At 51.3% G+C, this 25,237-nt stretch carries 20 protein-coding genes; 10 read left to right on the top strand and 10 right to left on the bottom strand.

Going from position 1 to position 25,237, the window contains the following annotated elements; all coding sequences use genetic code 11:
- Nucleotides 1–3 precede the first annotated feature (3 nt).
- Genes IKQ95_07705 through IKQ95_07695 form a run of 3 tightly spaced genes read right to left on the bottom strand, consistent with a single transcriptional unit; the run spans nt 4 to nt 2,913 of the window.
- On the bottom strand, nt 4–870 hold the full coding sequence (locus tag IKQ95_07705; protein ID MBR4196577.1) for a lysophospholipid acyltransferase family protein: 867 nt from the start codon (nt 868–870) through the stop codon (nt 4–6).
- A complete protein-coding gene (locus IKQ95_07700) occupies nt 867–1,634 on the bottom strand; it encodes a hypothetical protein (GenBank protein MBR4196576.1) in 768 nt (255 codons plus the stop codon). Before IKQ95_07700 ends, IKQ95_07705 begins: the two co-directional genes overlap by 4 nt.
- Nucleotide 1,635: 1 nt before the next feature.
- On the bottom strand, nt 1,636–2,913 hold the full coding sequence (locus tag IKQ95_07695) for a tyrosine--tRNA ligase (protein ID MBR4196575.1): 1,278 nt from the start codon (nt 2,911–2,913) through the stop codon (nt 1,636–1,638).
- A 104-nt stretch (nt 2,914–3,017) separates the two neighbouring features.
- On the opposite strand from IKQ95_07695, the gene IKQ95_07690 reads away from it, so the two are divergent.
- Genes IKQ95_07690 through IKQ95_07675 form a run of 4 tightly spaced genes read left to right on the top strand, consistent with a single transcriptional unit; the run spans nt 3,018 to nt 9,190 of the window.
- Entirely contained in the window at nt 3,018–4,979 is a 1,962-nt protein-coding gene (locus IKQ95_07690) for a transglycosylase SLT domain-containing protein (protein ID MBR4196574.1), read from the top strand.
- Entirely contained in the window at nt 4,942–5,976 is a 1,035-nt protein-coding gene (gene tilS, locus IKQ95_07685) for a tRNA lysidine(34) synthetase TilS (GenBank protein MBR4196573.1), read from the top strand. Before IKQ95_07690 ends, tilS begins: the two co-directional genes overlap by 38 nt.
- Nucleotides 5,977–5,981: 5 nt before the next feature.
- Nucleotides 5,982–8,453, top strand: a complete 2,472-nt coding sequence (locus IKQ95_07680) for a hypothetical protein (GenBank protein ID MBR4196572.1) — start codon at nt 5,982–5,984, stop codon at nt 8,451–8,453.
- Entirely contained in the window at nt 8,429–9,190 is a 762-nt protein-coding gene (locus IKQ95_07675; protein MBR4196571.1) for a GNAT family N-acetyltransferase, read from the top strand. The genes IKQ95_07680 and IKQ95_07675 overlap by 25 nt, the downstream gene beginning before the upstream one ends.
- 205 nt (nt 9,191–9,395) lie before the next feature.
- On the opposite strand, the gene nhaC is transcribed toward IKQ95_07675, so the two are convergent.
- A complete protein-coding gene (gene nhaC, locus IKQ95_07670; protein MBR4196570.1) occupies nt 9,396–10,979 on the bottom strand; it encodes a Na+/H+ antiporter NhaC in 1,584 nt (527 codons plus the stop codon).
- 239 nt (nt 10,980–11,218) lie between these two features.
- Here nhaC and IKQ95_07665 point away from each other — a divergent pair, with 239 nt between their 5' ends.
- Nucleotides 11,219–12,211 carry a permease gene (locus IKQ95_07665; GenBank protein ID MBR4196569.1) on the top strand — a complete coding sequence of 331 codons (993 nt, stop codon included), beginning with the start codon at nt 11,219–11,221 and terminating at the stop codon, nt 12,209–12,211.
- 179 nt (nt 12,212–12,390) lie between these two features.
- On the opposite strand, the gene IKQ95_07660 is transcribed toward IKQ95_07665, so the two are convergent.
- Nucleotides 12,391–12,792 carry a CGGC domain-containing protein gene (locus IKQ95_07660; protein MBR4196568.1) on the bottom strand — a complete coding sequence of 134 codons (402 nt, stop codon included), beginning with the start codon at nt 12,790–12,792 and terminating at the stop codon, nt 12,391–12,393.
- 604 nt (nt 12,793–13,396) lie between these two features.
- On the opposite strand from IKQ95_07660, the gene IKQ95_07655 reads away from it, so the two are divergent.
- Both IKQ95_07655 and IKQ95_07650 read left to right on the top strand, forming a co-directional pair.
- Entirely contained in the window at nt 13,397–15,304 is a 1,908-nt protein-coding gene (locus IKQ95_07655; protein ID MBR4196567.1) for a sodium-translocating pyrophosphatase, read from the top strand.
- A gap of 75 nt (nt 15,305–15,379) precedes the next feature.
- Nucleotides 15,380–15,952 (top strand): SH3 domain-containing protein, encoded by a 573-nt coding sequence (locus tag IKQ95_07650; GenBank protein ID MBR4196566.1) that lies wholly within the window; start codon nt 15,380–15,382, stop codon nt 15,950–15,952.
- Between the two features lie 47 nt (nt 15,953–15,999).
- Here IKQ95_07650 and IKQ95_07645 read toward each other — a convergent pair whose 3' ends face one another.
- The 5 genes from IKQ95_07645 to IKQ95_07625 are packed head-to-tail and all read right to left on the bottom strand — an operon-like array spanning nt 16,000 to nt 22,318.
- Nucleotides 16,000–17,217, bottom strand: a complete 1,218-nt coding sequence (locus IKQ95_07645) for a threonine/serine exporter family protein (protein MBR4196565.1) — start codon at nt 17,215–17,217, stop codon at nt 16,000–16,002.
- Nucleotides 17,217–18,068 carry a bifunctional 5,10-methylene-tetrahydrofolate dehydrogenase/5,10-methylene-tetrahydrofolate cyclohydrolase gene (locus IKQ95_07640; protein MBR4196564.1) on the bottom strand — a complete coding sequence of 284 codons (852 nt, stop codon included), beginning with the start codon at nt 18,066–18,068 and terminating at the stop codon, nt 17,217–17,219. The genes IKQ95_07645 and IKQ95_07640 overlap by 1 nt, the downstream gene beginning before the upstream one ends.
- A gap of 3 nt (nt 18,069–18,071) precedes the next feature.
- Nucleotides 18,072–18,701, bottom strand: coding sequence for a cyclodeaminase/cyclohydrolase family protein (locus IKQ95_07635; protein MBR4196563.1), 630 nt, complete (start codon nt 18,699–18,701; stop codon nt 18,072–18,074).
- Complete coding sequence (locus IKQ95_07630) at nt 18,701–20,374, bottom strand: formate--tetrahydrofolate ligase (protein MBR4196562.1); 1,674 nt, start codon at nt 20,372–20,374, stop codon at nt 18,701–18,703. The genes IKQ95_07635 and IKQ95_07630 overlap by 1 nt, the downstream gene beginning before the upstream one ends.
- Nucleotides 20,375–20,434: 60 nt before the next feature.
- Nucleotides 20,435–22,318, bottom strand: a complete 1,884-nt coding sequence (locus IKQ95_07625; protein ID MBR4196561.1) for a CapA family protein — start codon at nt 22,316–22,318, stop codon at nt 20,435–20,437.
- An 80-nt stretch (nt 22,319–22,398) separates the two neighbouring features.
- On the opposite strand from IKQ95_07625, the gene IKQ95_07620 reads away from it, so the two are divergent.
- The 3 genes from IKQ95_07620 (at nt 22,399) to IKQ95_07610 (ending at nt 25,162) form a co-directional block, all read left to right on the top strand.
- Entirely contained in the window at nt 22,399–22,857 is a 459-nt protein-coding gene (locus IKQ95_07620) for an NAD(P)H-dependent oxidoreductase (GenBank protein ID MBR4196560.1), read from the top strand.
- Nucleotides 22,858–22,860: 3 nt separating this feature from the next.
- The gene (locus IKQ95_07615; GenBank protein ID MBR4196559.1) at nt 22,861–24,003 is read left to right on the top strand and encodes a DUF362 domain-containing protein; all 1,143 of its coding nucleotides are present in this window, start codon (nt 22,861–22,863) and stop codon (nt 24,001–24,003) included.
- 85 nt (nt 24,004–24,088) lie between these two features.
- Nucleotides 24,089–25,162 carry an N-6 DNA methylase gene (locus IKQ95_07610; protein ID MBR4196558.1) on the top strand — a complete coding sequence of 358 codons (1,074 nt, stop codon included), beginning with the start codon at nt 24,089–24,091 and terminating at the stop codon, nt 25,160–25,162.
- The last annotated feature ends 75 nt before the right edge of the window (nt 25,163–25,237 follow it).

Genomic DNA, 25,237 nt, shown 5'->3' with positions numbered 1-25,237 from the left:
TTCTCATGGCCTCCATCTTTTGTGAAGCCAGAACCAAAGCTCCGGCCTTTTCCGTATGAATCTCTCTATCGCTAAATTACAGTCAAGAATAATCCTGCGGAGTCTTTCCTCACGCGGCAATTCAGGATCGGGCATTTCTATCGGCGGGAAAAATTCTACCTCATGCTGAAATGGCGCGTTCCTGTATATGCACACCGGGATTATCGGAACCCCGGACAGCATCGCCATAATCGCCGGGCCGGGCATGTTCGTAGCGTCATGTCCCATAAACGGAACAATCATTTTCCCCGTTCCGGCAACGTCATTAAGGAGGGCGATATGATTCCCGGCCTTTAGGAGCCGCGCATACTTCTGCACAGAGTAATCACTCGGAAGAACGTCAAAGCCTATGTGATTCCGAACGCTGTCAATGTATTCTGATATGTCCCTGTCGTGAATGGGCTGTGTTACAACGTACATCTGATGTCCGCGCTTCTTTGTGTACTGTCCGTACCATGCCGCCATAATCTCCCAGTTTCCGAAATGCCCCGACAGAAACACCGCCCCCCGTTTTGAGGCCATGAGGTCATCTGCGATTTCAGGATGTCCGACAGCCTTAACCCAGCCGAAAATCTGCGAGGGGTCGCGCTGAAGGGCTAATATCTCCGTGATCGTCCACGCTATATTGTCGTACATGGCCGAGCGAATATCATTGCGCCACTGGGACGGGGCTTCGGGGTAAGCCAGCCTGAGATTCTCATCAACGACTTTTGCGCGAGGGTGAATCATTCGCAGGAGGCCCGACAGAAATTTTTGCGTGACTCTTCCCTTCATGCCCGTGTCAGAAAGGTGTGTGAATAACTTTATCGCTTTTACTGCTAGTTTGCTCATTGGGATATTATTTTCCTGTAAAGGCTTACGATTGAGCTTGCACAGCGTTCATGAGACCGCCGGGAATTGAGGAAATGACGCGCTGTCATGGCCGTATGCCTGCCCCTGCTGCCGAGTCCCTGCTGAATTATCCGGGGAATATCATCATCATCACGAATCATAAAATACCCGTCAGGCCCTAAAATTTCGTCGAGATACCCGGATTTCTGAGACGCTACGCAGACTCCCCGCATTGTGAGTATTCCCGCCCTCATGGCCTCGCGGGGGCCTGTGTCATTGGTGATGTATATCCCGCTTAACGCTTCAGGCCGTAATAGCTTCTCGGTGATGTCGGCTACCTCGTAATCCCCTTCAGGAATTTTTCTGCCGTCCCGGACAAATACAGCCCTCTTCCCGTCCTCAGTGTAACTGCTCAGAGGGTCAAACACAGGGAAGATTACAGCCTCGCCCGATTTCGCGCCCTCTGTGAAGAATCTTGACGGATGTCCCGCCCAGTAATTACTCTCAAGCAATGTGTGAACAGTCCGCGAATGTAGCTGGACAATTTTCCACCACAACGGAGCGCGCCCGAACAAGTGCCAGATTTCGCGCCTCCTGAAAATGTTTCTGACACGCTCGAATCCGGCCTTGTAGGACTCTTTCGCGCTGATAACGTCAATGTCGATATTCCGCGAATGACTCCGCAGGGCGTTTGCCATGTCCTTTATGACCTGCGCCAATACATCGCTGACATTCCCGGCAATATACCATGTGCATGTGTGCATGTTACGATATTTCGGCCATGCTGAATTTCTTACGGCCTATTCTGAGGAACAAATATTTTCCCGCAATCAGCATTGACGGGGAAATCTCTGCTTTCTCGTCCGTAATCTTCACGCCATTGACGGAGACTCCGCCCTGCCGGATAGCGCGTTTTGCCTCGCCGTTTGACTCGCACGTCCCGGAAGCCGACAAGATTCCCACAACGCCCGCAGGAAGACTCACGCCTTCAAGTTTCGCGTAGGGGATTTCCTGCTTGAGCATTTCGCATGTTTCCCCGCTTACGTCAGCAAAATCAATTTTCGGGTTGAATAGAATCTCGCTGGCTGTGATTACGCTTTTTGCTGTATCTTCTCCGTGTACTGTCCGCGTAACCTCGTATGCGAGTCTCTTTTGGGCTGTGCGTTTTTCGGGGGCTTGATTGTGTTCGGCCATGATGGATTTGATTTCGTCTATGGGAAGGAACGTGTACAGCTTGAGGAGTCTTTCTGCGTCTTTGTCTTCCGTGTTGAACCAGAACTGATAGAACTTGTAGGGGCTAGTTTTTGACGGGTCAAGCCAGACAGCTCCGGCCTCAGTTTTCCCGAACTTTGTCCCGGATGACGTGAGCAGCAAAGGCTGAGTGAGTCCGAAAACTTCCGCGCCTGTCGTCCGGCGTATGTAGTCAGAGCCTGCGAGAAGGTTGCCCTGCTGATCGTTTCCGCCCATCTGTAATCGGCAATTGTAGTGTTCATTCAGATATTTGAAGTCCATCGCCTGAAGTAACACGTAAGAAAACTCGGTGTAGGAGATTCCTTTTTCGGGGTCTTCGAGGCGTGAGCGGATATATTCGCGGGCAATAAGATTGTTGACGGAGAAATATTTTCCCACATCGTGAAGGACATCGAGGAAAGAAATTTTGCTGAGCCAGTCGTAATTGTTGAGGAGGAGAGCGGAATTTTCCCCGCAGTCAAAATTCAGAAACTTCACGAGCTGTTTTTTCACGCCCTCAATGTTATGCATGACCGCTTCAAGTGTGATGAGATTGCGCTCCTTGCTTTTTCCGGAAGGGTCGCCGATGAGTCCCGTACCCCCTCCCGCGAGTGCTATGGGTCTGTGTCCAGCCCGCTGAAGCCATCCCAGTGCCATTAACGGAATCAAATGCCCTACGTGAAGGCTGTCCGCTGTCGGGTCAAAGCCAACATAGGCCGTAACCATCTCTTCATTCATGACCTGAGAGAGCCGCTCTTCATTTGTGCACCACTCGAAATAGCCGCGCTCCCTGAGAGTCTCAAACGCATTCATAAAAATTTTGTCTCCTTTGCGTGAAATCCTTTGTCTGTAACGGTTATTATATAATACACAGAAATTTTCAATCATAATTCAGCAAGGAGCAGGAAATATTTATAATGTGCAAAATTTTCCGTGCGTTAATTCTGACACTGATAATAACCTTCTCGATTACTCCGAAATCAAACGCCGCCGCAAAACTTGAGGACTACTTCTGGAAGCGGGCATGGCCGGAAATGGAATCGCAGTTCAACTCCATCAAGAAGAAATCCGCCCGCGATTATTCGCTCATGGCAAACGCATACAGATTCCAGGAGAGATGGCCGGAAGCCGTGAGCATTCTTGAATCTCAGTCAAAAAATTTTCCCGCGTCCGTGAGACCGTATGCGGAGATGATATTATTGCTGGGCTATGAGAATCTCGGACAGTCTCAGAAAGCTCTTGCCCTCGCCGACTCCCTCTACAAGTCTGCACCCTCTGACCTGAAATATTACGCGGCAATGGCTCAGTACCGTATCAATGACTCGCAGGGCAATCCGGGTTCAGCCCTCACGGGATTAACACGAATGCTTCAGCACGCCGGGACAGACGAACGGAAGATATACACTCTCTCGCGCCTCATCAAGCAGATGGGAAACAGGGACATCAATTCACACGCATTGCAGCTGTTAGAGCTTCAGGCCGGAAACAAAGAGGCCGCCGCAATACTGGCAAGAGTCCCGAAACCGAACAACAATATACGGACAGCCTTGGGAGTCCACTATCACACAATCGGCGAAAACAAGTCAGCCCGCGAAATTCTCACAGGGGCACAGGGACGGAAGGCGCAATATTACCGTGCGTGGGCAAATTCCCGCCTCAAGAACAACAACGAGGCACTAAACCTCTGGGGCAGTCTTGCCATCAGCGGAAATTCATACGCGGCAAGCTCCGTAACAAGAATCGCTAACCTCGCCAAAGACAAAGGAATGCACGACTCCTGCGCGAAAGTCTTAGACCGAATATCACGCGAGAGGCGCGGAAATGTTCAGGCGCGGGCTTTGCAGGCACTCGTGAATCTCAGCGGGAAGAACACCGCAAGAAGAGACGCATTAGAGGCGCGAATACTGAAATCATTTCCGGGTACAACATTCGCGTTCAATACATTATGGGCAAGGGCATGGCGGAACATGGACGCAAGGAATTACGCTGAGGCCGCAAAATTATTCCGACAGTGCGACGCTCCGAACACGAATCAATACAGGCGGGCGCGTATTCTCTACTGGCTCGCGCAGGCTCAGACTCTTTCGGGACAGAATCAGGCCGCCGCGAATACATTAGCCCTACTCAAGCGGAAATATCCCCTCACGATTTACGCGCTAATCACGGGGCAGAAGCTCAACATCATCAGCGGCACGAACCCGAATTTGACCCTGAAGCCGACAGAGCTAGAGCAATGGGGCTACATATATCACGCATACCTGAAACTTTCACGGCCAAAGGCAAGCACGCGGGAGCTATACCGGGCTTTGCATTTGTCGCGTTGGCTTGGGCTTGAGGAGAGCTACAGCGAGGCAAGACGGCTTGAGACTCTCATGACATCAAGCACAACAATGTACCGTCAAGATTTGGAGGCACTATACCCGCGTCCGTTCAGGGCAATCGTTGACTCAGCGTCAAAACAATACGGCACGGAGACAAATTTTATCTGGGCGATAATGAGACAGGAGAGCGCGTTCAAGCCTGACGCAAGAAGCTGGGCAGGGGCAGCAGGATTAATGCAGTTCATGCCCGCCACAGCAAGGGAGGAAGCAAAACGGGCCGGACTCGCAAGCTATGACCTCTACAACCCAAGCGACAGCATTCGGCTGGGAGCGTCCCACCTCAACTGGCTGAAGCGGAACTTAGGCCGGGAAGAATACGCAATGGCCGCATACAACGCAGGCTCAGGAAACGCACGGAAATGGCTCCGCAACTCCGGCGGGAATCCTGACTTGCCGCGATGGATTGAGGCTGTTGTGTTCAGCGAGACAAACGGCTACGTTCAGAGGGTAAGCGCAAATCTTGAAGTCTACAGAATGCTTTACGGCAATGGAAAATAGGCAGGGGATTCCTTTTCACCTTTCAGATTACGCGCTGGGAAAATATTTCCGCGAGACCGGGACTCGTCAGTCGTGGCTTCCTGAAAACGGGAGGAATATTGCCCTTGCTGTTTCGGGAGGCGGGGACTCTCTTGCGCTCCTGTGGATGTTCAGACAGTTTTACGGCGGAGAAATCACAGCGGTACACGTCAATCACGGCATAAGAGGACAGGAGTCGGACGGGGACGAAAAATTCACGGCCATGTTTGCGGAGAGACTCGGCGCAAATTTCCGGGCGGTGAGGGTAGATGTTCCGTCAGAAAAAATGAAGGGCGAGTCCCTCGAAACGTCAGCAAGAAGACTCCGCCTTAACGCGCTGGCCGACACTGCGCGGGAAATGGGAATATCATCAATAATGCTGGGACACAACCGCGATGACCTCGCAGAAACCGTGCTGTTCAACATTCTGCGGGGGACTGGAATACGGGGGGCTGTCGGAATGACAGAGGCGACTCAGACTCAGGGCGTTACGTTCTATCGGCCTTTGCTGGGACTGAGGCGGGAATTTCTCCGGGACATTCTGCGGGTTAGGGGGCTTTCGTGGCGCGAGGACTCTACCAACAATGATGACAGATATACGCGCAACTTCATACGCCTGCGGTTACTGCCTGAAATCGAGTCCGGTATAAACTCGTCAGCAGTCGAACATTTAGCGGCATTCGGCGAGGACATGAGGAAGATACGCGGCAATGAGGACGAACGGAGCCGGGAAATTCTTTCGTCATGCCGGGAGGATTCGCACACTCTTGACCGCAGGAGGCTCAAAGAATACGGCCATGATGATATATCGATTGTGATTCGGGACATGGGCAGGCAATTGGGACTCAGGACTTTATCCCGGAGAAGGTGCGCCGAGCTTGCCGGATTAATCCTGAAGGGCGGAAATTTCACATTTCAGTGGCGCGGGAATATGACAGTCTCAGGCAGGAACGGGAAAATATATTTTGAGGGGGAATAATAGGTTTGACGGAAAAATTACTTGAGGGGTTCGAGGAATTACGGAAGATATTACAGCACAGGGCGGAGGAATTGCACCAGCAGGAAAAACTGAGGGACATTGACGCGAAACGGGCAGACCTAGAACGGCGGACAGCGTTATTTGTGCCGTCAAAACAGAGACTCGAACGCGGCGGGAAAACTCTTGAGCTTGGCGAGGAGTACGAAGCAATAAAGGACTTGAGGGAACAGCGCGGGAAAAACAAAATCCGCCAGGACTCTTTGAGGGACGATCTTACCGAGTCGCGCACAGCCCTGCAAAACGCAGAAGAGGCACTCACCATCATAGAGTCAGAATACCGCGACAAACTCGCCGAACAATCAAAGCTCGCCAATCTCGTACAGCGGGTGAAGGCTCTTGACGCTCAAATCACAGACAGGTCTGACGCAGTAATTCAGGCCAGGAAAGAATACGAAGACTCCGAGAGAGAATACCGCGAATGCTCCGCCAAAGCCGAGTCCGAACAAGTTTCCCTAGAGCGCGTAGAAGTGGCATTGCGTGAGGCGCGGAAATTCCTTCAGCAGCATTCTATTGATGAGAAATTGCAGACGGGACTCTCAGGTATACAGAAATGTTTTGCCATGTATGAGCAGGCAGAAGAGAAACATACCTCGCTCAAAGTCTCGTGGTCAAAAGCAATTCAGCGAAAGTTGCAGGCTCAAAGCGTCCTCAATGACAGAAGCGCGATGTTCTCAGACGTGAATCACCGTTACGCCGTAACAGAGAAAAATTACGCAAGGGCGCGGGCATTTTACGAGGGTACGCTCAAAGGAAAGTCCATAACCGAATGGCGCGAGGTCTGCGACAAGAGCATAAAGAAACTTGCTGACCTTGACGAGCTTTACCGAAAGTTTCAGGAAGTCAGGAGTCTTGAAGAAAAGCTGAAACAGTTTCAGGACATAAGACTCCGAATCCAGCAGGAGACACGGACTCTTAACATTCGGGACGTAGAGCAGTCCGGGAGGATTCACGAGTTACAGATGGAGGCCGAACGACTCGAAAAACGTGCGGCATTATTGCGTAGGATTGAAGATCTTGACGCGGTGCGGGAATTATTGCAGGACGGTGCGCCGTGTCCCCTTTGCGGCTCAATGACTCACCCCTACACATCAGGCGCGGCAATCCCTGACCCGGAGGAAGTGCACAGACAATTACAGGAGACACAGAAAGCATTATCCGAACTGCGCGACGCTCTCACGACGAGGCAGACAAGAGCCGGGAAACTCAGCGAGGAAAGCACAGCGGTAGGCCGGGACGAGTCAGAATTACGCCGGAGGATTAACGAGCTTACAGCGGAAATATCATCATCAGTTTCACTGCTGGAACTCAAAATCAGCGCGGGAATTTCGCCGTTTGAGGAGCTTGACCGGGAACGCCAGCGGACACGCGACACATTACAGTTAGCACGAAACGCCGCCGACACAGCAGAGTCAGCCGAACGCGACATGAAAGCCGCCGAGGACGAACTCAGCAAGATTCGCGAGACACGCGGGGAAGTTACGCGAATCCATCAGGATGCATTATTCGCCCTTCAGACAGCCCGCACAGAGGAAGAGCAGTTAGACACCGAGACAAAGACTCAGGCCGAAATTGTAGCCAGCCTGAAACGTGAATTGATTTCGCAGGTCTCAGCATACGGCTACAAGACTCTCCCCGACAAGAACCCCGCAGAAGTCGTTGAAGCCCTCGAAAAACGCCTCAATGACTGGCAGGAAGGCTCAAAGAAACGTGATGACCTCGAACGCGAAATGACATTAGCCGGCACGAAAATGACAGCCCTCAAGAAGGAGCGCGAGGCCCTCCGCGCAAAACGCGAGGAAGCCGCCGGAAGAGTCAAAGCTATAGAGGCCGACCGGGACTCAGTCCAGCAGCAGAGAATAATATTGTTTGCCTCACGGAAGCCCGATGACGAAATGTCGCGCATGAATGCCGATGTCGAGTCGCTCCGTTCACAGCTCAATGAACGCCGCGAGGACAGGAACGCAAAATCACAGGCACTAGAGCGAATCCAGACCGCAATTCACACGCTTGAGACTGAGACAGCTAAAGGCCGGGAAGATTTGCAGAGGCACGAGATTAATTTCAACAAGAGACTTCTTGCGCTGGGCTTCAGGAACGAGGACGATTACGCCGCGGCATGTCTGACTTCTGACGAACGGCGCGACCTTCAGAACAGACTGCGCGAGCTTACGCAGGAAGATTTAGACCTCAAAGCCGAGAGGGAGAACACACGCGCAAAAATTCTCGAATTGCAGTCGGACGGAATGACCCGGACAAATGATGAGATTGCAGAAATGGCCGAACGCCTGAAATCCGCCCTGGCTGAAGATGTGAATGGTGACTCCGAGTCGGGAGCGTACCGCGAAAAAATTGACGGCGAAATCATCCCGGCGGTGAAAGATTTGATGCTGACATGCGGACTGGAGGAAGTTTTCTGATGATGGATGACGCATTACGCAACATGAAATACATGATGGAGTGCCTGAAAGATATTCCGTCAAATGAGACTCTGACTCTCGGAAATTCCGGGGGCTTCTGTGTTTCGACAAGGACGGAGGCTGAAAACTGGGTGTGTTTTCCCGGCTCTGTGAATGATGTTGAGACCGTGAGGAAAGCGGCTGAATTTTTCCGTGAGCGCGGCGAGTCTTTCATGTGGCCTGTTTTTGACGGGGGCAATGAGATTCTTTCTGACGGAGGACTCATTCAGTCCGAACAAATAAGGGCTATGACTCTTGATTCTGACTCCCCTGCCCTGATTCGCGGGAATGATTCCGTAACTTTCACCGCTGTAACGTCCCGTGAAGACTCTGCGCGGTGGGCAAAATGTGCGTGGCGCGGGTTTGATTATGACGGTGAGAATCCCTCGGAGGATTTCTGTGCGTTTGCGTGGAATCTTGCGGGCTGTGAGGATTTCGGGCTGTATGTCGCTGTGCTTCATGGCTGGGATTCGGGGTCGTTCCTGACGGTGAACGATGACGCGGGATTTGCGGGTGTCTACTATTTCTCGGTTGTCCCTGAGATGAGGCGGGAAGGAATCGCCTCGGCAATGATGGACGAGATTCGCAGATTGTCAGGCGGGAAAAGAATCGTCCTCCAGGCTGAAGCAGCGGGAGTCCCGTTCTATTCTGCTTACGGGTTCAGGGACATGGGCGGGATTGAAGTATATTCCGGCTGACCCCCCACCACCCTACGACCCCTCCGGCCTTCGGCCATCTCCCTTTACGCAGGGTTGTCGACCCCTCCGACCCCTCCGTCAGCAAGCTGACACCTCCCCTTACGCAGGGGAGGCAAGAACACGGGCGAGTCTTGTCCCCCCTGTCAAGGGGGGATACAGGGGGGTAATCCTGCCAAGGGGGGAGGGAGCGACAGCGGAAGAGGGGTTACTCTACAGCCGGTTCAGCCTCAGCAAGGAAAACGCCTTCCTCGGCCTTCTCATTCTTCCAGATAATTCCGAGTCCTAACGCCGTCATTGCGAACGCCACAAGGGGATTCAGCCAGTTCATGAAACAGTAGGGCAGGTAGTCGAGAGTCGCAACGCCCAGCACCGAGCTTACGTATACCCCGCATGTGTTCCACGGGACTAAAACGCTTGTCATTGTGCCGGAGTCCTCAAGTGAACGCGACAGCATTACGGGCGCGAGTTTCTTACCGTTCGGCCAGACTCTTTCGTCAAATGCCCTCTTGAACATTCTGCCCGGTACAATGATGGAAAGATACTGTTCCGACAGAAATACATTCGCCATGAACGCAGACGCAAGCACCGACCCTATAAGCCCCGCGACGCTCTTAACGTGCCTCATCAGCGCGTCAAGTATAACATCGAGAAATCCGCAAACCTCCATAATTCCGCCGAGAGACAGCGCGACTACTATCAGGCATATAGTCTCAAGCATTGATGTCATTCCGCCCCTCGTGAAAAGCTGTGTGAGAAGCCCGCCGACTTTCGCGAAAATGTCAGGCGTTACGCTGAACGCAGGACTGCCCGCCGTGAATGCCTGCGTGAATGAAGCTGTCGCGGCTGTGATTGCCTCCGGGGTAGCGGCCTGCGCGAATGTACCGAGATGTTCGGGGACATAGCCGGAGAATAATACGTTAAGTGCCTCGAATGCCGTTGACCCTCTCACGAGCGATAACACTATGCTTGCGGCAATCCCTGAGACGATTCCGGGTATCGCGGGAATTTTCATTACGGCCATGATTATGACTACCATCGGCGGAATGAACGCCCACAGCGATATGTTGAACTCTGCCCTCATCATGCTTTGAATCAGCGCGATTCTTCCCCCGTCCGAACCCTGAGCAGAGTCGCCCATCATGAACGCGATTATAGCTGTGATGATAAGAGTCGGAATTGTCGACAGCATCATAGCCCGGACGTGTTCAAACAATTCGCTTCCCGCTACAGCCGGGGCTAGGTTTGTTGTGTCTGAGAGGGGCGAAATCTTGTCCCCGAAATACGCGCCGGAAATCACGAACCCCGCTGTGATTGGCAGGGGCAGTCCGAGTCCCGCGCTTATTCCGATTAGGGCGACTCCTACAGTTGAGCTTGTTGTCCAGCAGCACCCTGTAGCAATCGCGACAACTACGGAAATTATCAGCGACGCAAGATAGAAATATCTCGGTGTCATCACTTCAAGCCCGTAATATATCATCGTGGCAACAACACCGCTCTGTATCCATGACCCTACGAGGCAGCCAACAAGCACAAGGATAACGATTGCCTGAATTGAGACCTGAATCGCTCCGGCCATGCCTTTTTCGAGGTCTGACCATGAGCGGCGGAGATACAATGCTCCGACAAGGGCGGCGAATATTGCGGCGAAAAGAAGCGGAACCTGCGCGGGAAGTCCGAGTCCGAAATGAGAGCCTGACTCTAATTCAACGTCAACAACTCCAAACGTAACAATCAGCGCGCTAACAAGGAGCACAGAAATCGACAATAAAAGATTTGGACGGCGACACAAATAACATTCCTCCTAAATTATGATAGGTGTTACATTTTCCGACTATACCCGGCAGTGTCCGCCAGAACGTTTTGAGGAATGCTTTTGCCTATTGGTCTTAACGGCTTAATTCGGAAATCGCGCAAATTTTAGAACATTTCCGTTAAAATTCAAGACACAAATATTTTGCCGGAGCGTTATTGCTTTTGTCTGCGTCTCCTGTATCATTCTCACAATTCATAAACAGGGGGAATAAAATTTTGTGGGACTTTGTGCAGGTTCAAGTTCTCGGAATGAAGTGGCTTAATGATATTTCGGGGCGTTTGCTTTCACTTGCAGGGATTGATACATCTTCAGCGTTTGGGAAAAGTGTACAGTTCTTTCTGTTTGACACTGTGAAGATAAGCCTGCTTCTTTGTGCGCTGATATTCTGTGTGTCGTACATACAGACATTTTTCCCGCCTGAACGTAGCAAGAGAATCATGGGCAGATTCCGGGGACTTTGGGCGAATATCATAGGGGCATTGCTGGGAGCTGTAACGCCTTTCTGCGCGTGTTCATCGATTCCGATATTCATAGGTTTCACAAGCGCGGGGCTTCCTCTGGGTATGACGTTCTCATTTCTGATTTCGTCGCCTATGATTAATCCGGGGAGTCTGGTTATTCTGATGAGCGTTTTCGGAGCGAGGACGGCGGCGGCGTATATTATTCTTGGCTTAACGCTGGCGGTTCTCGGAGGGTCATTTATCGGACATCTTCACATGGAGAAATACATCGAGGATTTTGCGCGGTCTCGTTCGGGAGTAATTGATTCGGATATAGAATTTCTGAGCTTCACGACAGCACAGCGCGTAAAGTATTCACGCGGGGAAGTCGCCGCAACTTTCCGGGTTGTTTTCCCGTATATTCTCGCGGGCGTGGGAATAGGCGCGGTGATACACAACTATGTGCCGGAGAAGCTCATAACTTCCGTGCTTGGCGGCGATAATCCTTTCGGGGTGATTCTGGCTACAATTGTGGGAATCCCGGTTTACGCTGACATTTTCGGAACAATCCCGATTGCTGAGGCACTGCTGGCAAAAGGCGCGTTAATTGGTACGGTAATCAGCTTCATGATGGCTGTTACGGATCTGAGCCTGCCCTCGCTCATAATGCTGCGGAAAGTCATAAAGCCCCGACTGCTTTGGGTTTTCGTGATGACATGCGCGGCCGGAATCATAATCACGGGCTACGTGTTCAACTTCATGTTTTAGAATAAGAGCAGGTTTTCGGGAATGTCAAATACTAATGGCCTTTGCGCCTGGAGACATTGCTTCCTGAAAGCCTTTTGTCTTGCGCTGTAACAGCTGCTATATATTCGGTGTCTTCCGGCAGTGCGATTCTGTGATGGCTGACCGTGATATTTCCGCCCGCAATGACTCGCCTGACAGCATTATTCCCACTTGCGATAGATTCCCGCCTGCCGTTTTGCTTCTGCCTTCTTTGAGATGTGAGTCCCAAGAACGATATTCCCGAATCCCTTATGCTGTAACAATGCCTTCATGCGGTTCATGAACGGGCAGGGAAGCCTATGCGCGTTCTCGGAACATATACACGAGGCAAAATGAAACGTAACATCGTCCTTGCTGATTCCGTCCTTGCGGAGTCTCATGGCGAGGTTCTCAAGTTTGACGGTGATATTACCGCAGCACCCTCCGCAGGTCATCGACATATAGCGAGTCCCTTCAGGGTAATCGGCGAATTTCCCGGCGCGGTCGTAAAAGTCCCTCATGCAGAGAAATCCCGAACACCTTTTCACGACATCATCGCACTGAATAATCACAACAAGTCCCATAATTACACCCTCCCTAATTTTCCGTCAGAGTTATCATCCACAGCGGCATCAATTCCCCGCGAGGCCAGGAAAGTTTTTGCACGGTCTGAGTCTTACTGCCTAACGTCAACAAAATATATATCCCTGTCGTATATCCCTGTCGATTTTCCCACCCGCCCCGAATTTTCTAGGGTCAAGTTTTGCATCGCACCCGCACGGGAAAAGAGAGTCCCCCGAAAATTTCCATGAAGTATAACAAAAATTCCGTGCAATAAGATTTTTAGGCTATAATTGAACAATTCAAAACTCAAAACAGGGAGGTAAAAATTTTATGTGGCTTTTCTTAGTGTTCGTTACGCTGGTATTCGGATTGCTTGCCGGGCTTTATGCTTGGACGGTTTACCAGAAGTTAGAAGAGAGTCAGATCGGTCATCCCCGCGTGGCTGAACTCTCGTCAATCATTCATGAAGGCGCGATGGCGTTCCTCAAGAAGGAATATTCATGGCTCGCTCCGTTCGTCGGGGTCGTTGCGGTACTGCTCATTGCCGCTCCCGGACTGGGACTCGGCTCTGCGTTCGCGTTCGTTCTCGGTGCGCTTTGCTCGGCTACAGCAGGGTGGATAGGGATGTACGTTGCGACAAATTCCAACGGGAGAACAACATATGCGGCTCTCTCAGGAATGCCCGCAGAGAAACCTGCGCCAAAGTCAGCAAAGAAATCATCCGTTGACCTCGACAAGTCAGAAGCCGTAACAGAAGAAGCCCCCGCTCCTGAAGCACCGAAATCCGAGGGGATACTCTCAGTTGCGGCGGGGAATGCTCTTGAGGTAGCGTTCTCAGGCGGAAGCATTGTCGGTATGGTCGTTGTAGGACTGGGACTCATTGGTCTTGCCATCGCGTATTTGTTCCTGAATGATGTTACAGCTTTGACGGCGTTCGGAATGGGCGCAAGCTCGATAGCGTTATTCGCCCGTGTGGGAGGCGGTATCTACACGAAAGCGGCTGACGTTGGCGCGGATCTTGTCGGAAAAGTTGAGGCCGGAATCCCTGAAGATGACCCCCGCAACCCTGCTGTTATCGCGGATAACGTTGGGGACAATGTTGGCGACATTGCCGGAATGGGCGCGGATCTGTTCGAGTCATACGTCAACTCAATTCTCGCGGCAATGGCAATCGGGGCGGTCTACACCTTCACGCCGGGAGTCGCTGACTCACATCTCGGACTCTGGGGAATCGGCTTCCCTCTGTTCCTTGCGGCCTGGGGCATATTCTCGTCAATCGTTGGCTGCATGATGATCTCGCAGAAAGCCCCCTACGCCGGGCAGGTTCGCGGGATAATCGCAAAACTTCCGGGCATGGCCGGAGTCGTCAAGCGCATTGAGGACGGGGACGCGGCATTTGCTCTCAGGACTGGTACATTTGTCGCGGGCGGTCTGATGATTGCCGGAACATTCATTCTCAGCATATTCTTCTTCTTCTCCAACTCGTTCAGCGTTTTCCTTTCGGTTACGTCAGGAGTTATCGCGGGAATAATCATCGGAATCGTTACGGAGATTTACACGTCAGGGGATTACAGGTTCGTTCAGAGCGTGGCGGCCTCATCTGACACAGGCCCGGCGACCGTAATTTTGTCGGGGCTTTCTCTCGGAATGATGTCGACAGGAATCCCGGTGCTTCTCATCTGCCTGTCAACCCTCATCAGCTACTACCTTGCGGGCATGTTCGGCGTTGCTGTGGCGGCGGTAGGTATGCTTTCGATCACGGGAATTTCACTGAGCGTTGACGCATACGGCCCTATAGCGGACAATGCCGGCGGAATCGCGGAGATGAGCGAGCTTCCTGAAGGTGTGCGGAAAATCACAGACCACCTCGACGCAATCGGAAACACAACCGCGGCTATGGGCAAGGGGCTTGCTATCGGCTCTGCGGCATTGACGGCACTGGCTCTTTTCGTGGCATACTCGCAGGCGGCTCATATCGACAAAATTGACATCATGAATCCGTATGTCATTGTCGGACTGCTTATCGGCGGAATGCTCCCGTTCATATTCTGCTCTCTGTCAATTGACGCTGTGAGCAAGGCGGCAGGCTCTATGATTGAGGAAGTCCGCAGGCAGTTCCGCGAGATTCCCGGCATTATGGAGGGAACCGGCAAGCCTGATTCAAATCGCTGTGTAGAGATTTCGACACACGCGGCTTTAACGCAGATGATTGTACCGGGCGTTATGGCTGTGGCTGTCCCTGTGCTTGTGGGATTCCTGCTGGGCAAAGAGGCTCTCGGCGGTCTTCTCGGCGGTGCGATCGTTACGGGCGTAATGATGGCTCTTTTCATGGCTAACTCCGGCGGAGCTTGGGACAACGCAAAGAAATACATCGAGGAAGGCCACTTCAACGGCAAAGGCTCACCCAATCATGCCGCGGCGGTCGTGGGCGATACAGTCGGCGACCCGTTCAAAGACACAGCCGGCCCCGCGCTTAACATTCTCATCAAGCTAATGACCGTTGTAGCCTTAGTGCTTGCCCCGTTATTCTAGGTTAAACGGGAAATTTTCCGGGGGGAGTCGTGAATGATTCCTCCCGTTTTTTGTGTGAAAGGAGTGTTTCAGGGAATGAGAAAACTTGCAGGAATTATGATTTTTCTGTGCGTGATGATGTTTCTGACTGCTGACTCTGCCGCGGCCGCTCAAAGCAAGCGCGTAGAATATCCCGCAGAAGGAGTCGTGATAAACACGGCGGAGAATGACCGCCTCAATGTCCGCGAGAAGCCCGATGCTAAATCACAAATTTTAGCCAAGCTCCCAAACGGTGCGCCAGTTACGGTAAACGGAGAAGCAAAATCCCCGAACGGCTCATTATGGTACTTCATTCACGAGGAAGAGTCCGGGATTCTGGGCTATGTGTCGGCGAAATATATCGAACTGCCCGGCCAAAAAAAGCCCAAAGAGCGCAGGAAAAATTATCCGGCTGAAGGAGTCGTGATAAACATCGCGGAAAATGACCGCCTCAACATCCGCGAGAAACCCACCTCGAAATCACGCATACTTGACGCACTCGACAACGGGGCGCATGTTACCGTGAACGGCGAGGCAAAATCTTCAGGCGGGGGAATATGGTATTACATCTATGACGAGGAGTCCGGGGTATCGGGCTATGTTTCGGGGAAATATATTGAGCTTCAGTAGAAAGAACAGCGGGAGGAGTCGAGAATGATTCCCCCCGTTTTCGCGCTTTACGGCTTCTTCCTGCGGACGTGTATAACGACTGTTGACGCAAGAACGAATCCCACGCTGAGTCCCGCAAGCGATATGAGGCAGTTTACCCCGTTAAGCTCAACCCATTCACGCGCACCGAGATATATCCCCGTTATCGCGTAATAGAACAAATCGCCCGGTATCAATGGAATAATTGACGGGTAAACGAAATATGTTGACGGCTGTTTGCGTCTTATGGCGAGAAACTCCGCGTAAAGTGCCGCTACTGAGGCTGAGAGGGTCATATACGCGAAACGCCCGGGCATTATTCCCGGAAGATATATTATCGACAAACGCGACAGCGCACCGCCGAGTCCCGCAAGCCATAAATCTTTGGGCGGAATCCTGAACACTACCCCGAATCCCACTGACGCGAGAAACGACAGCCCTACCAGTAACGCCGGGTCAGACGGAGCAGACAAAGCCGGGCTTATCATCCCTTCAACGCCGAACATCATGAACGCCGCGTAAATTCCGAGGGCAAGTGCCATAGTCTCAACTGAAACTTTCAGCATCTGCAATATCCCATTAATTTCGCTCCCGCACAGCAAATTACGCATGGCATTTACTAGGGGTATGCCGGGTATGACGAGCATTGATACCGTTATCATTATTACAGCGAAATTTCCGCTGAAGCCCGAATATATATACGCAAGCGCGACAGAGGCCGCCGACCACATTGTCAGCGAGTTCACTAGCATACGGTCAAGCCCCTTCCGTTCAAGCCACGACATCAGGAAATGTATCACCGCCGTAATCACAGCAACAGGAATCAAATCCCACGCCGTAGCCCCGAACATTATCCCAAGACAAAGCATAGCGCATATTTTCCCCGCAAGAACAAAATACTCCGGGTAATCGCCTACATTCATTGCACGGTCTAACATCTGCGATAACGTTTTGGGATTGGGCGTAATTTCGGCGACTTTGTACGATAACTGATTGAGGCTCCGCAGGCGGTCAAGGTGAATCCCTGAAGCAGGAATCGAAATCTGCCGCGAGGAATAATTGCCCTCATCATCAATTGCGCTGACTGACATATGAGTGCTGAGAAGGAATATGCTGACTTCATGCAACTTATACGCCCGGCATACAGTGTTGACCGCCGTGTGAATCCGTTCGAGGTTCGCCCCGCTCATAATCATATTGCGGCTCAGGTTCACGCAGAATGTGAGAATGTAATCTATATCGCGCATTACTTCAATAATTTCTCCGCTGATTCTATTACGTGTTTCGCAAGCACCGCCGTTGTGAGCGCACCGACTCCCCCCGGCACAGGCGACAATGCCCGCACAATTTTTGATACCGCGTCAAAATCAACATCACCGCATAATTTCCCGTTCTCGTCAACATTAATCCCGACATCAATAACCGTCTGGCCTTCTGACACAAATTCAGCCCCGACAAATTTCGCCCTGCCTATCGCGGCTATGATTATGTCAGCGTTCCGACAGAGTGCGGGAAGATTACGTGTCTTTGAGTGGCAGATTGTTACGGTTGCGTTCCGGCTCATCAGGAGCATTGACACGGGGCGGCCAATTACGAGACTCCGCCCGATAACAGCAACATTTTTCCCGGCAATGTCAATCCCGTAATAGCCGAGAAGCTCAATACATGCCTGCGCCGTGCAGGGAGGGTAGCCCACATTCGCACCCGTGAAGACTCCCGCGAGTGATTCATCTGTCATGCAGTCAACATCTTTTGACGGAGAAAGAATTTCACGCGCTGAAGATTCTATGTCTTTGTCGTCAAGAGGACGGAACATCAGCAGGCCGTGAATAGAGTCGTCATTATTGATTTCGCTGACATGGCCGAGAATTTCACCTTTTGACGCTGAATCCGGGAGGATGATTTTCTTGACGGTGATTCCGATTTTTGCACATCGTTTTTCCGCGCCAGACTCGTAGGATAAATCGCCGGGCTTTTCTCCGACTCGTAACATCGCGAGCGTCGGAATGATTCCCCGTGCCTTTAACTTTTCACAGCGGGCGGATAATTCCTCTGTGATTTTCGTTGCGGCCGGGACTCCTTTCAGCAATTCTGCCATGCGCTAAACCCTCCTGACGATAATTGTAACTTTGCCGGAGATGTCATCGATTTTGGGCAGGTATTCGGCCATGAGCGAGTCAATCTGCGACTCCATTTCTCGCGCTTCCGGGCAGTCTTTGAGGCTACCTGTGTTGATGTATACATTCATTGCTGACGAACTCATAGCGGCCTCGCACAATGACACCCCGCACCCGACATCAGAAATCAGCATTATGTTCCCTTTTTCCATGACGACCGCAAGAAGGTCTATAGCCTCGCAGCAGCACTTTACCATCTCAAATGGAGCTTTGCAGGCATTGAGTGAAGCGCGTGTGAAGATTTCTTTTCTGTTGGGATAATCTTTCGGGAGCCTCCACGCCGCTGAAAGTTCCGGGAAGGCTTTTGCGTCCTCGTCAGAAAGCTCAAGAAAACGCACCCGGAGCTTCTCGGCTTTCTTCACGATTTCTTTCATTTCCGGCTCAACGTCATAATATCTTTTGTTGCCGACCGTGAAATTTGCGGCCATCTCGCACAATGCCGCACCCAGCGCACCCACAAGAGCAGACGCGGCACCGCCTCCGGGCATTGATACTTTTGCGCCTAAAAGTTTTGTGAACTCAGCGCATGATTTGCTCATTAACTCGTCAGCCATTAGAACAGCCCCGTAATCTTTCCGTCAGAATCGACATCAATATTCAGCGCGGCAGGCTTTTTCGGCAGGCCCGGCATCGTCATAATCTCACCCGTAACAGCCACAAGGAAGCCCGCCCCCGCAGACAATCTCACTTCACGGACAGTAATGCGGAATCCTGAAGGCCGTCCGATTTTCGCGGGGTCATCGGATAATGAGTACTGAGTTTTCGCCATGCAGACAAGTAAATCATCCTTGCCGAGTTCGTGAATCTGCGCTAAATCTTTCTCCGCCTGTGCTGTGAAGTCTACGCCGTCCGCGCCGTAAATCTCGCGGGCAATCGCATTCATTTTCTCTTTGGGAGTCATGGCCGTGTCGTAAATGAATCGGAATGATGACGGCTTCTCGCAGGCCTCGACAACTTTCCGCGCTAATTCTGTGCCACCCTCACCGCCTTTGCTCCACACCTCAGACAGTGCGAATGACGCGCCAAGCTCCCGGCATTTTTCCGCAACAAGTGATAATTCCGCTTCCGTGTCGTTCGGGAATCTGTTTATCGCGACAACAACAGGGAGGCCGTATTTCTGTATGTTCTCGATGTGCTTCATGAGATTGGGAATACCTGCCTCAAGCGCGGGCAAGTCCTCTGTGTTAAGCTCGGTCTTCTTCCGTCCTCCGTGCATCTTCAACGCTCTTACAGTCGCAACAACTACAACCGCGTCCGGCTTCAGCCCGGCGACACGGCATTTTATGTCAAGAAACTTTTCCGCGCCCAAGTCAGCACCGAACCCCGCCTCAGTAACGAGATAATCCGCGCATTTCAGTCCGAGCCTCGTTGCCTGAATGCTGTTGCACCCGTGCGCGATGTTCGCGAATGGCCCGCCGTGAATGAATACGGGACTGCCTTCAAGCGTCTGAACGAGATTCGGCTTTATTGCGTCCTTCAGCAAGACAGCCATTGACCCTGCCGCGCCTATGTCGGAGGCTGTTACGGGCTTCCCGTCATACGTGTACGCAAGAACCATCCTGCCGAGTCTGGCCTTCAAGTCCATCAAGTCAGACGACAGGCAAAGAATCGCCATGACCTCAGAAGCTACTGTGATGTCGAATCCTGACTCACGCGGGACTCCGTGAGCTTTTCCGCCGAGACCGATAACGATATTCCGTAATGCCCTCTCGTTGAGATCCATTACTCTGCGGAAAACGACTCTCCGCGGGTCAATGTTCAGCTCGTTTCCCTGCTGAATGTGATTGTCGAGCATGGCCGCGCAGAGATTGTGCGCTGTCGTAATCGCGTGAAGGTCTCCCGTGAAATGTAGGTTGATGTCCTCCATCGGGATAACCTGAGCATAGCCGCCCCCTGCCGCGCCGCCTTTGAGTCCGAAGCTAGGCCCTAATGATGGCTCACGTAATGCCGCCATTGCGTTTTTGCCGATTTTCCGCAGGCCGTCAGTGAGTCCTACAGTTGTTGTAGTCTTGCCCTCGCCCGCAGGTGTGGGAGTTATGGCCGTAACGAGGATTAATTTCCCGTCCCGCCTGCCCGCTAATCTCTTCATTACGGAGGGTGATACTTTTGCTTTGTACCGTCCGTAAAGCTCTAACTCATCTTCCGAAATTCCTATACTTGACGCGACATCAATAATATTTTTCGGTGTTACTGACTGCGCGATCTCTATATCACTTGGGAATGACATTATGATTTTCTCCTTTGCGTGTGGATTTTGTTTCGTGGATTATAGCAGAGGGGGAAAATATTACTCGCAGAGAGTCAGTGCCTCAGAGTACAAATATATTCCGCGCCGTGAATTTGGGTGTATATGGTCATCGAGATAATACCCGGACAATGACGCGAGGACTTTTGACGATATATATCCGTTCACGTCAAAATATTCATGGCCTTCACGCCTGCAGTGATTCTTGAGAGCCTGAGAATATGCCTCATTCAGCGCGAGCTTGTCTTCATATGTCAGATGGGTGCGGTAATAATCATCGTCCGACCACCACGGGGCAATATACGCGAATTTTGCATCACTGCGTTTTCCCCTGATGATGTTTTCGAGGGACTGAAGGCGCGAAATATATTCCTCCGGGGTCATAGCGCACGTATTAGCGTCCCTGAAGCTAATATCATTCGCCCCGATTGCGATAACGTAAAGCCCGGAATTTGCCGCTGTGATTTCGTCTGCGTGTTCAATGAGAGTCTTCACTGTCGCCCCTCCGTATGAGACGTTATGAATCTCCGCTTTTATCCGGCTCTCTAGCGGCTCATAATACGGATAGCCGCCGTTAAGTGTACCCTGCGTTACAGAGTCGCCGACAAAGCACACAGACCCGCAGGAATTAATCACCCTCATGAATCTTGAACCGCTCACATCTGCCTCGATCTGCCGGGCTTTTTCCCGGATATAGCCGCGCTCGTCAAAATAATATTTCTCCCTCACTATGCCGAAATCAAAAGCATGTCCGAAAATCCTCGATGTGATTATCCTGTTGGCTTCATCAGCCCGTTCAAAATCGTACATTGTGAGACGCGATGAGAGTATCCCGTCAGCAATGACACTCAGCGGAACAGGCCGATAATTTCCGTCCATGTACGAGAATATCCACATGGGAATGACACTGCCCCCGATAACCTTCTTTGTGTTGCGGTCAATATAGACTTCAGCGAGAATATTTACGTCAACATCCTGCTTTGTGTAGATGTCAGCATAACACCCGGGAGCGTAAAGCGTGAATGCTTTTCTTCCGCCAAATTCTGAGAAGTCTATCGTCTGAACCTGAAAAGGATGGCTTCCGAGAATTATATCAGCTCCGAACTCCGCGAAAATTTTTGCCCATGTCCGCTGGAACTCGTCCGGCTCACTCCTCAGCTGCTCGCCCATGTGAGGCAGCACGATAATTAGATCGGGATTCAAGTTTTTGGCGCGGTCAAAATCTTTCCTCACTCTTTCTTTGACGGCCTCAAAATTTTTGCTTGACGGCGGGACTATAACCGATGTCAGAAAATTTATGTCCTCCGAGAAAAGCATATCTTCTTCGGTGCGGTCATTACAGCCGTATGTGTATGACAGGAAAGCGAGCTTGATTCCGTCTTTCTTGATTAGCGTTACGGATGACGACTCTTTTTCCTCCGGCGACCTGTAAGCCCCCGTGTGAATAAGGCCGATTCTGTCCATCGTGGCGAGAGTCCGAATTACGCCGGCTTTCCCCTTGTCGAGAAGGTGATTATGCGCTTCCGTAACGAGGTCAAAGCCCGCACGTTTCACAGCCTCCCCGAAAGAGTCCGGGAAATTCACAGACAGCTTCTTTTCGTCCGTGAGATTGCTCCGGGAATATCCTGCCTCTTTGCCCGCCATAGGCCCCTGAAAGACTCCTAACGCGAAATCCGCAGTCTCAATATATTTCCGCGTGTACTCGAACATGTCATCGAAATGTCCGCGCTTCACCTGATCTTCAAGAAGTATAAGCTCACCGCAGAACAATATCCTGAAAGCGTCCCGGAAATTCCTGCTCTGCCCTTCAGTCATTACACGGGGAAGAAAAATATCTCCCGACTCTGTTTTTGTGAAAGACTCCGCCGTGCCGGGAGCATTGAGACATACAGTTAGAACGAGAAGAACCGCAAATATTTTCCTCATGATTTTCTCCTTTAGTGATATAAATTTTCGAGATTGTAGCATAGTGTATAATAACAAAACAAAAACGGAGTGAGCATTCAATGCCGAAAACGTTAGTCGCATTCTTCAGCAAGAGCGGACACACTAAAGCAATCGCCGAGACGATAGCCCGCGAAATTTCATCACCACTTCACGAAATTACGACCGCGAAAAAATATCCCTCAACTTACATCATGACTATTCTTGAATCGCGCAAAGAGTTCAAGCACAACGAGAAGCCCGAAATCACAAGCCCTAAGATAGAGGACTTCTCATCATATGACCGCATAATAATCGGTTTCCCTGTGTGGTTCTTCACATGCCCGATGGCTGTCGTGTCGTGGATTGAGCAGTACGACTTCAGCGGCAAGGAAATTTACCCCTTCTGCACGAGCGGAGGAAGCTCCTGCGCCAAAGCAACCGCGAAAATCAGGGAGCTTTGCCCCGGCGCAACTGTCCATGACGGAATAAAGGCCAACACAATCAACGGCGAAAAAATTCGGGAATGGCTGAAAGGTTAAGAGATGGGAAAAGTATTATTCATACGTCAGGAAGATTACAGCCAGGAAGGAATCGACTCTGCAATTCTGAGAGCCTTTGAGCATTTCGGCGGGGTCAGGAATTTCGTCAGCAAGGGAGACAGAGTCCTCCTGAAGGTGAATCTTGTCTCCGGCCATGACCCTGAGCGGAGAGTCTCAACAGACCCGGCAATAGTGCGCTCAGTCGCAAAAATTGTGATTGAGGCGGGTGGGACTCCGTTCATTGCCGACAGTCCCGGAATCGACAGCTTCAGAGGTGCCGCAGAAAAAGCCGGGTTCATGAATATAGCGCGGGAATTAGGGATTGAGTGCCGCGAGCTGACTGACCCCGCAGACCTTCCAGCGAATGACAGCGCGGAATATCGGCATATTCAGGTGAGCCGCTATGTTCTTGAGGCCGACAAGGTAATCAACCTCGCCAAGCTCAAGACACACGGGCAGATGTATCTGACGATGGGAGTCAAGAATCTTTTCGGCTGCGTTCCCGGACGGCTCAAAGCAGGATGGCATTACAACGTCGGACTAAAACGGGAAAAATTTGCGTCCCTCCTTCTTGATATATATCTTGGGATAAAGCCTGCCTTCACGATTCTTGACGGCGTTATAGGCATGGACGGAGACGGCCCGACATCGGGAGACCCGTACAATTTCGGGATAATAGGCGCGTGTATTGACGCTCTGACGATGGACTTCACGCTGTGCAAAATGCTGGGCGGAAATCTTGAGGATTACCCGCTCTACATGGCCGCAAAAGCCCGCAATATTCCGCAGTGTGAGCTGAACCCGTCAGATATTGAGGGCGACATTTCCCCGGAGCATGTTTTTCCCGGCGTAACGATTCCCAAGACGCGCTCAATGAGACTCCTTCCCCGTATACCGTTCATTGACAGGCTGATAACCTCAAAGCCCGTGCATATCCCGGAAAAGTGCATAGGCTGCGGGCGGTGTGCTGAAATTTGCCCGGCTGACGCATTGAGGCACGACAACAAGCGGCTGTATTTCGACTACGGGAAATGCATTCGCTGTTACTGCTGCCACGAAATGTGCCCGGTGAAGGCGATAAAATTCCGTGAGAGTTTTCTCCTGAGAATGATTAATATGTTTACTACAGGAACGAGACAGCCATAGCCTGCGGGAGCTGTCCGCCAAAGTCAAAAGACATGTCAGCCGTGTGATATACTCAAAAAATCCCACACAGTAAGGAGCCGTCTCAATGGCCAAAAAGAATCAGGAAGAATCATCCCTCAACCTTGACGCGATATTGTTCAAATGCCGCGATATTCTCAGGCAGGCTCGCAACTCCGGCTCATTTTTCGAGAAAAGAGACATGATGCTGACATTGATATTTCTGCGCTTCATGGGCGAAAAATTCGAGGAAGGAAAGAAAGTTTTACGTCAGAAATTAATTGATGAGGGACTCAATCCCGATGACCCGGAAATTCACGCGGCATTCTTTGACGATGATCCGACATTCACGGACGGAACATATAACCTTCCGCCCGGCTCGCGGTGGAATGAGATCATCAACACTCCCGCAACAAGTCTCAACAAAGCACTAGACAACGCACTGCGATTAATCGGTGAAAGCAGTCCCATACTCAAAGGCTGTTTCGTGGAAGGCACATTCAGCACAAGAGGACTCCTCCCGAATGACATCAAGAAAATTGTCGATGAGGTCAGCAAAATTTCACACAAAACTTTCGGCGAGGAAAAAGACTTAATCGGCCGGGTGTATGAATACTTCCTCAAAGAGTTTGCAGTCAACGCCACAAAAGAAGAAGGAGAATTTTATACCCCTCATGATGTTGTGCAGCTCATCGCGTCAATGATTAGACCGTTTGACGGAACACTGTACGATCCCTGCTGCGGCTCCGGCGGAATGTTCATTCAGAGCGCGGAACTCGTAAAGGCGAAATTAGGCGACCTGACTCACATCAACATTTACGGGCAGGAGAAAGAACCCGCAACATTCAGGCTCGCGAAAATGAATCTTGCCCTGCGCGGAATAAGCCACAATCTTGGCGACAAGGCCGACTCCTCATTCACCCACGACATTCACAGGGGCGTATATTTCGATTACATCATGGCAAATCCTCCCTTCAACCTCAAAAACTGGTACAACTCAAACCTTCAGCATGACTCACGCTGGACTGACTACGGACTCCCGCCCGAAAGCAACGCTAATTATGCCTGGATTCTTCACATTCTTTCACACCTGAAACGAGACTGTACAATGAACTGTGTAAGAGGAAAATACACAGGAGGTAAGCATAATGGAAGAAGCTAGACAGGAAAAACTCAAGATTAGCAACGACTTGCTCGATGCCATGCTCGTAGGGGTCAAAACTCAAGACGATTTATG

Source organism: Synergistaceae bacterium (assembly GCA_017540085.1).
Taxonomy (GTDB): Bacteria; Synergistota; Synergistia; order Synergistales; family Aminobacteriaceae; genus JAFUXM01.
Note: the sequence above shows the minus strand (reverse complement) of the source record. Positions and strands in the feature narration are given on the sequence as shown.

Bases quoted from the DNA above. Each gene is read 5' to 3' on its own strand.
- IKQ95_07705 (MBR4196577.1), bottom strand. From the start codon at position 870: ATGAGCAAACTAGCAGTAAAAGCGATAAAGTTATTCACACACCTTTCT.
- IKQ95_07700 (MBR4196576.1), bottom strand. From the start codon at position 1,634: ATGCACACATGCACATGGTATATTGCCGGGAATGTCAGCGATGTATTG.
- IKQ95_07695 (MBR4196575.1), bottom strand. From the start codon at position 2,913: ATGAATGCGTTTGAGACTCTCAGGGAGCGCGGCTATTTCGAGTGGTGC.
- IKQ95_07690 (MBR4196574.1), top strand. From the start codon at position 3,018: ATGTGCAAAATTTTCCGTGCGTTAATTCTGACACTGATAATAACCTTC.
- IKQ95_07675 (MBR4196571.1), top strand. From the start codon at position 8,429: ATGCGGACTGGAGGAAGTTTTCTGATGATGGATGACGCATTACGCAAC.
- IKQ95_07660 (MBR4196568.1), bottom strand. From the start codon at position 12,792: ATGGGACTTGTTGTGATTATTCAGTGCGATGATGTCGTGAAAAGGTGT.
- IKQ95_07655 (MBR4196567.1), top strand. From the start codon at position 13,397: ATGTACGTTGCGACAAATTCCAACGGGAGAACAACATATGCGGCTCTC.
- IKQ95_07650 (MBR4196566.1), top strand. From the start codon at position 15,380: ATGAGAAAACTTGCAGGAATTATGATTTTTCTGTGCGTGATGATGTTT.
- IKQ95_07645 (MBR4196565.1), bottom strand. From the start codon at position 17,217: ATGCGCGATATAGATTACATTCTCACATTCTGCGTGAACCTGAGCCGC.
- IKQ95_07640 (MBR4196564.1), bottom strand. From the start codon at position 18,068: ATGGCAGAATTGCTGAAAGGAGTCCCGGCCGCAACGAAAATCACAGAG.
- IKQ95_07635 (MBR4196563.1), bottom strand. From the start codon at position 18,701: ATGGCTGACGAGTTAATGAGCAAATCATGCGCTGAGTTCACAAAACTT.
- IKQ95_07630 (MBR4196562.1), bottom strand. From the start codon at position 20,374: ATGTCATTCCCAAGTGATATAGAGATCGCGCAGTCAGTAACACCGAAA.
- IKQ95_07625 (MBR4196561.1), bottom strand. From the start codon at position 22,318: ATGAGGAAAATATTTGCGGTTCTTCTCGTTCTAACTGTATGTCTCAAT.
- IKQ95_07620 (MBR4196560.1), top strand. From the start codon at position 22,399: ATGCCGAAAACGTTAGTCGCATTCTTCAGCAAGAGCGGACACACTAAA.
- IKQ95_07615 (MBR4196559.1), top strand. From the start codon at position 22,861: ATGGGAAAAGTATTATTCATACGTCAGGAAGATTACAGCCAGGAAGGA.
- IKQ95_07610 (MBR4196558.1), top strand. From the start codon at position 24,089: ATGGCCAAAAAGAATCAGGAAGAATCATCCCTCAACCTTGACGCGATA.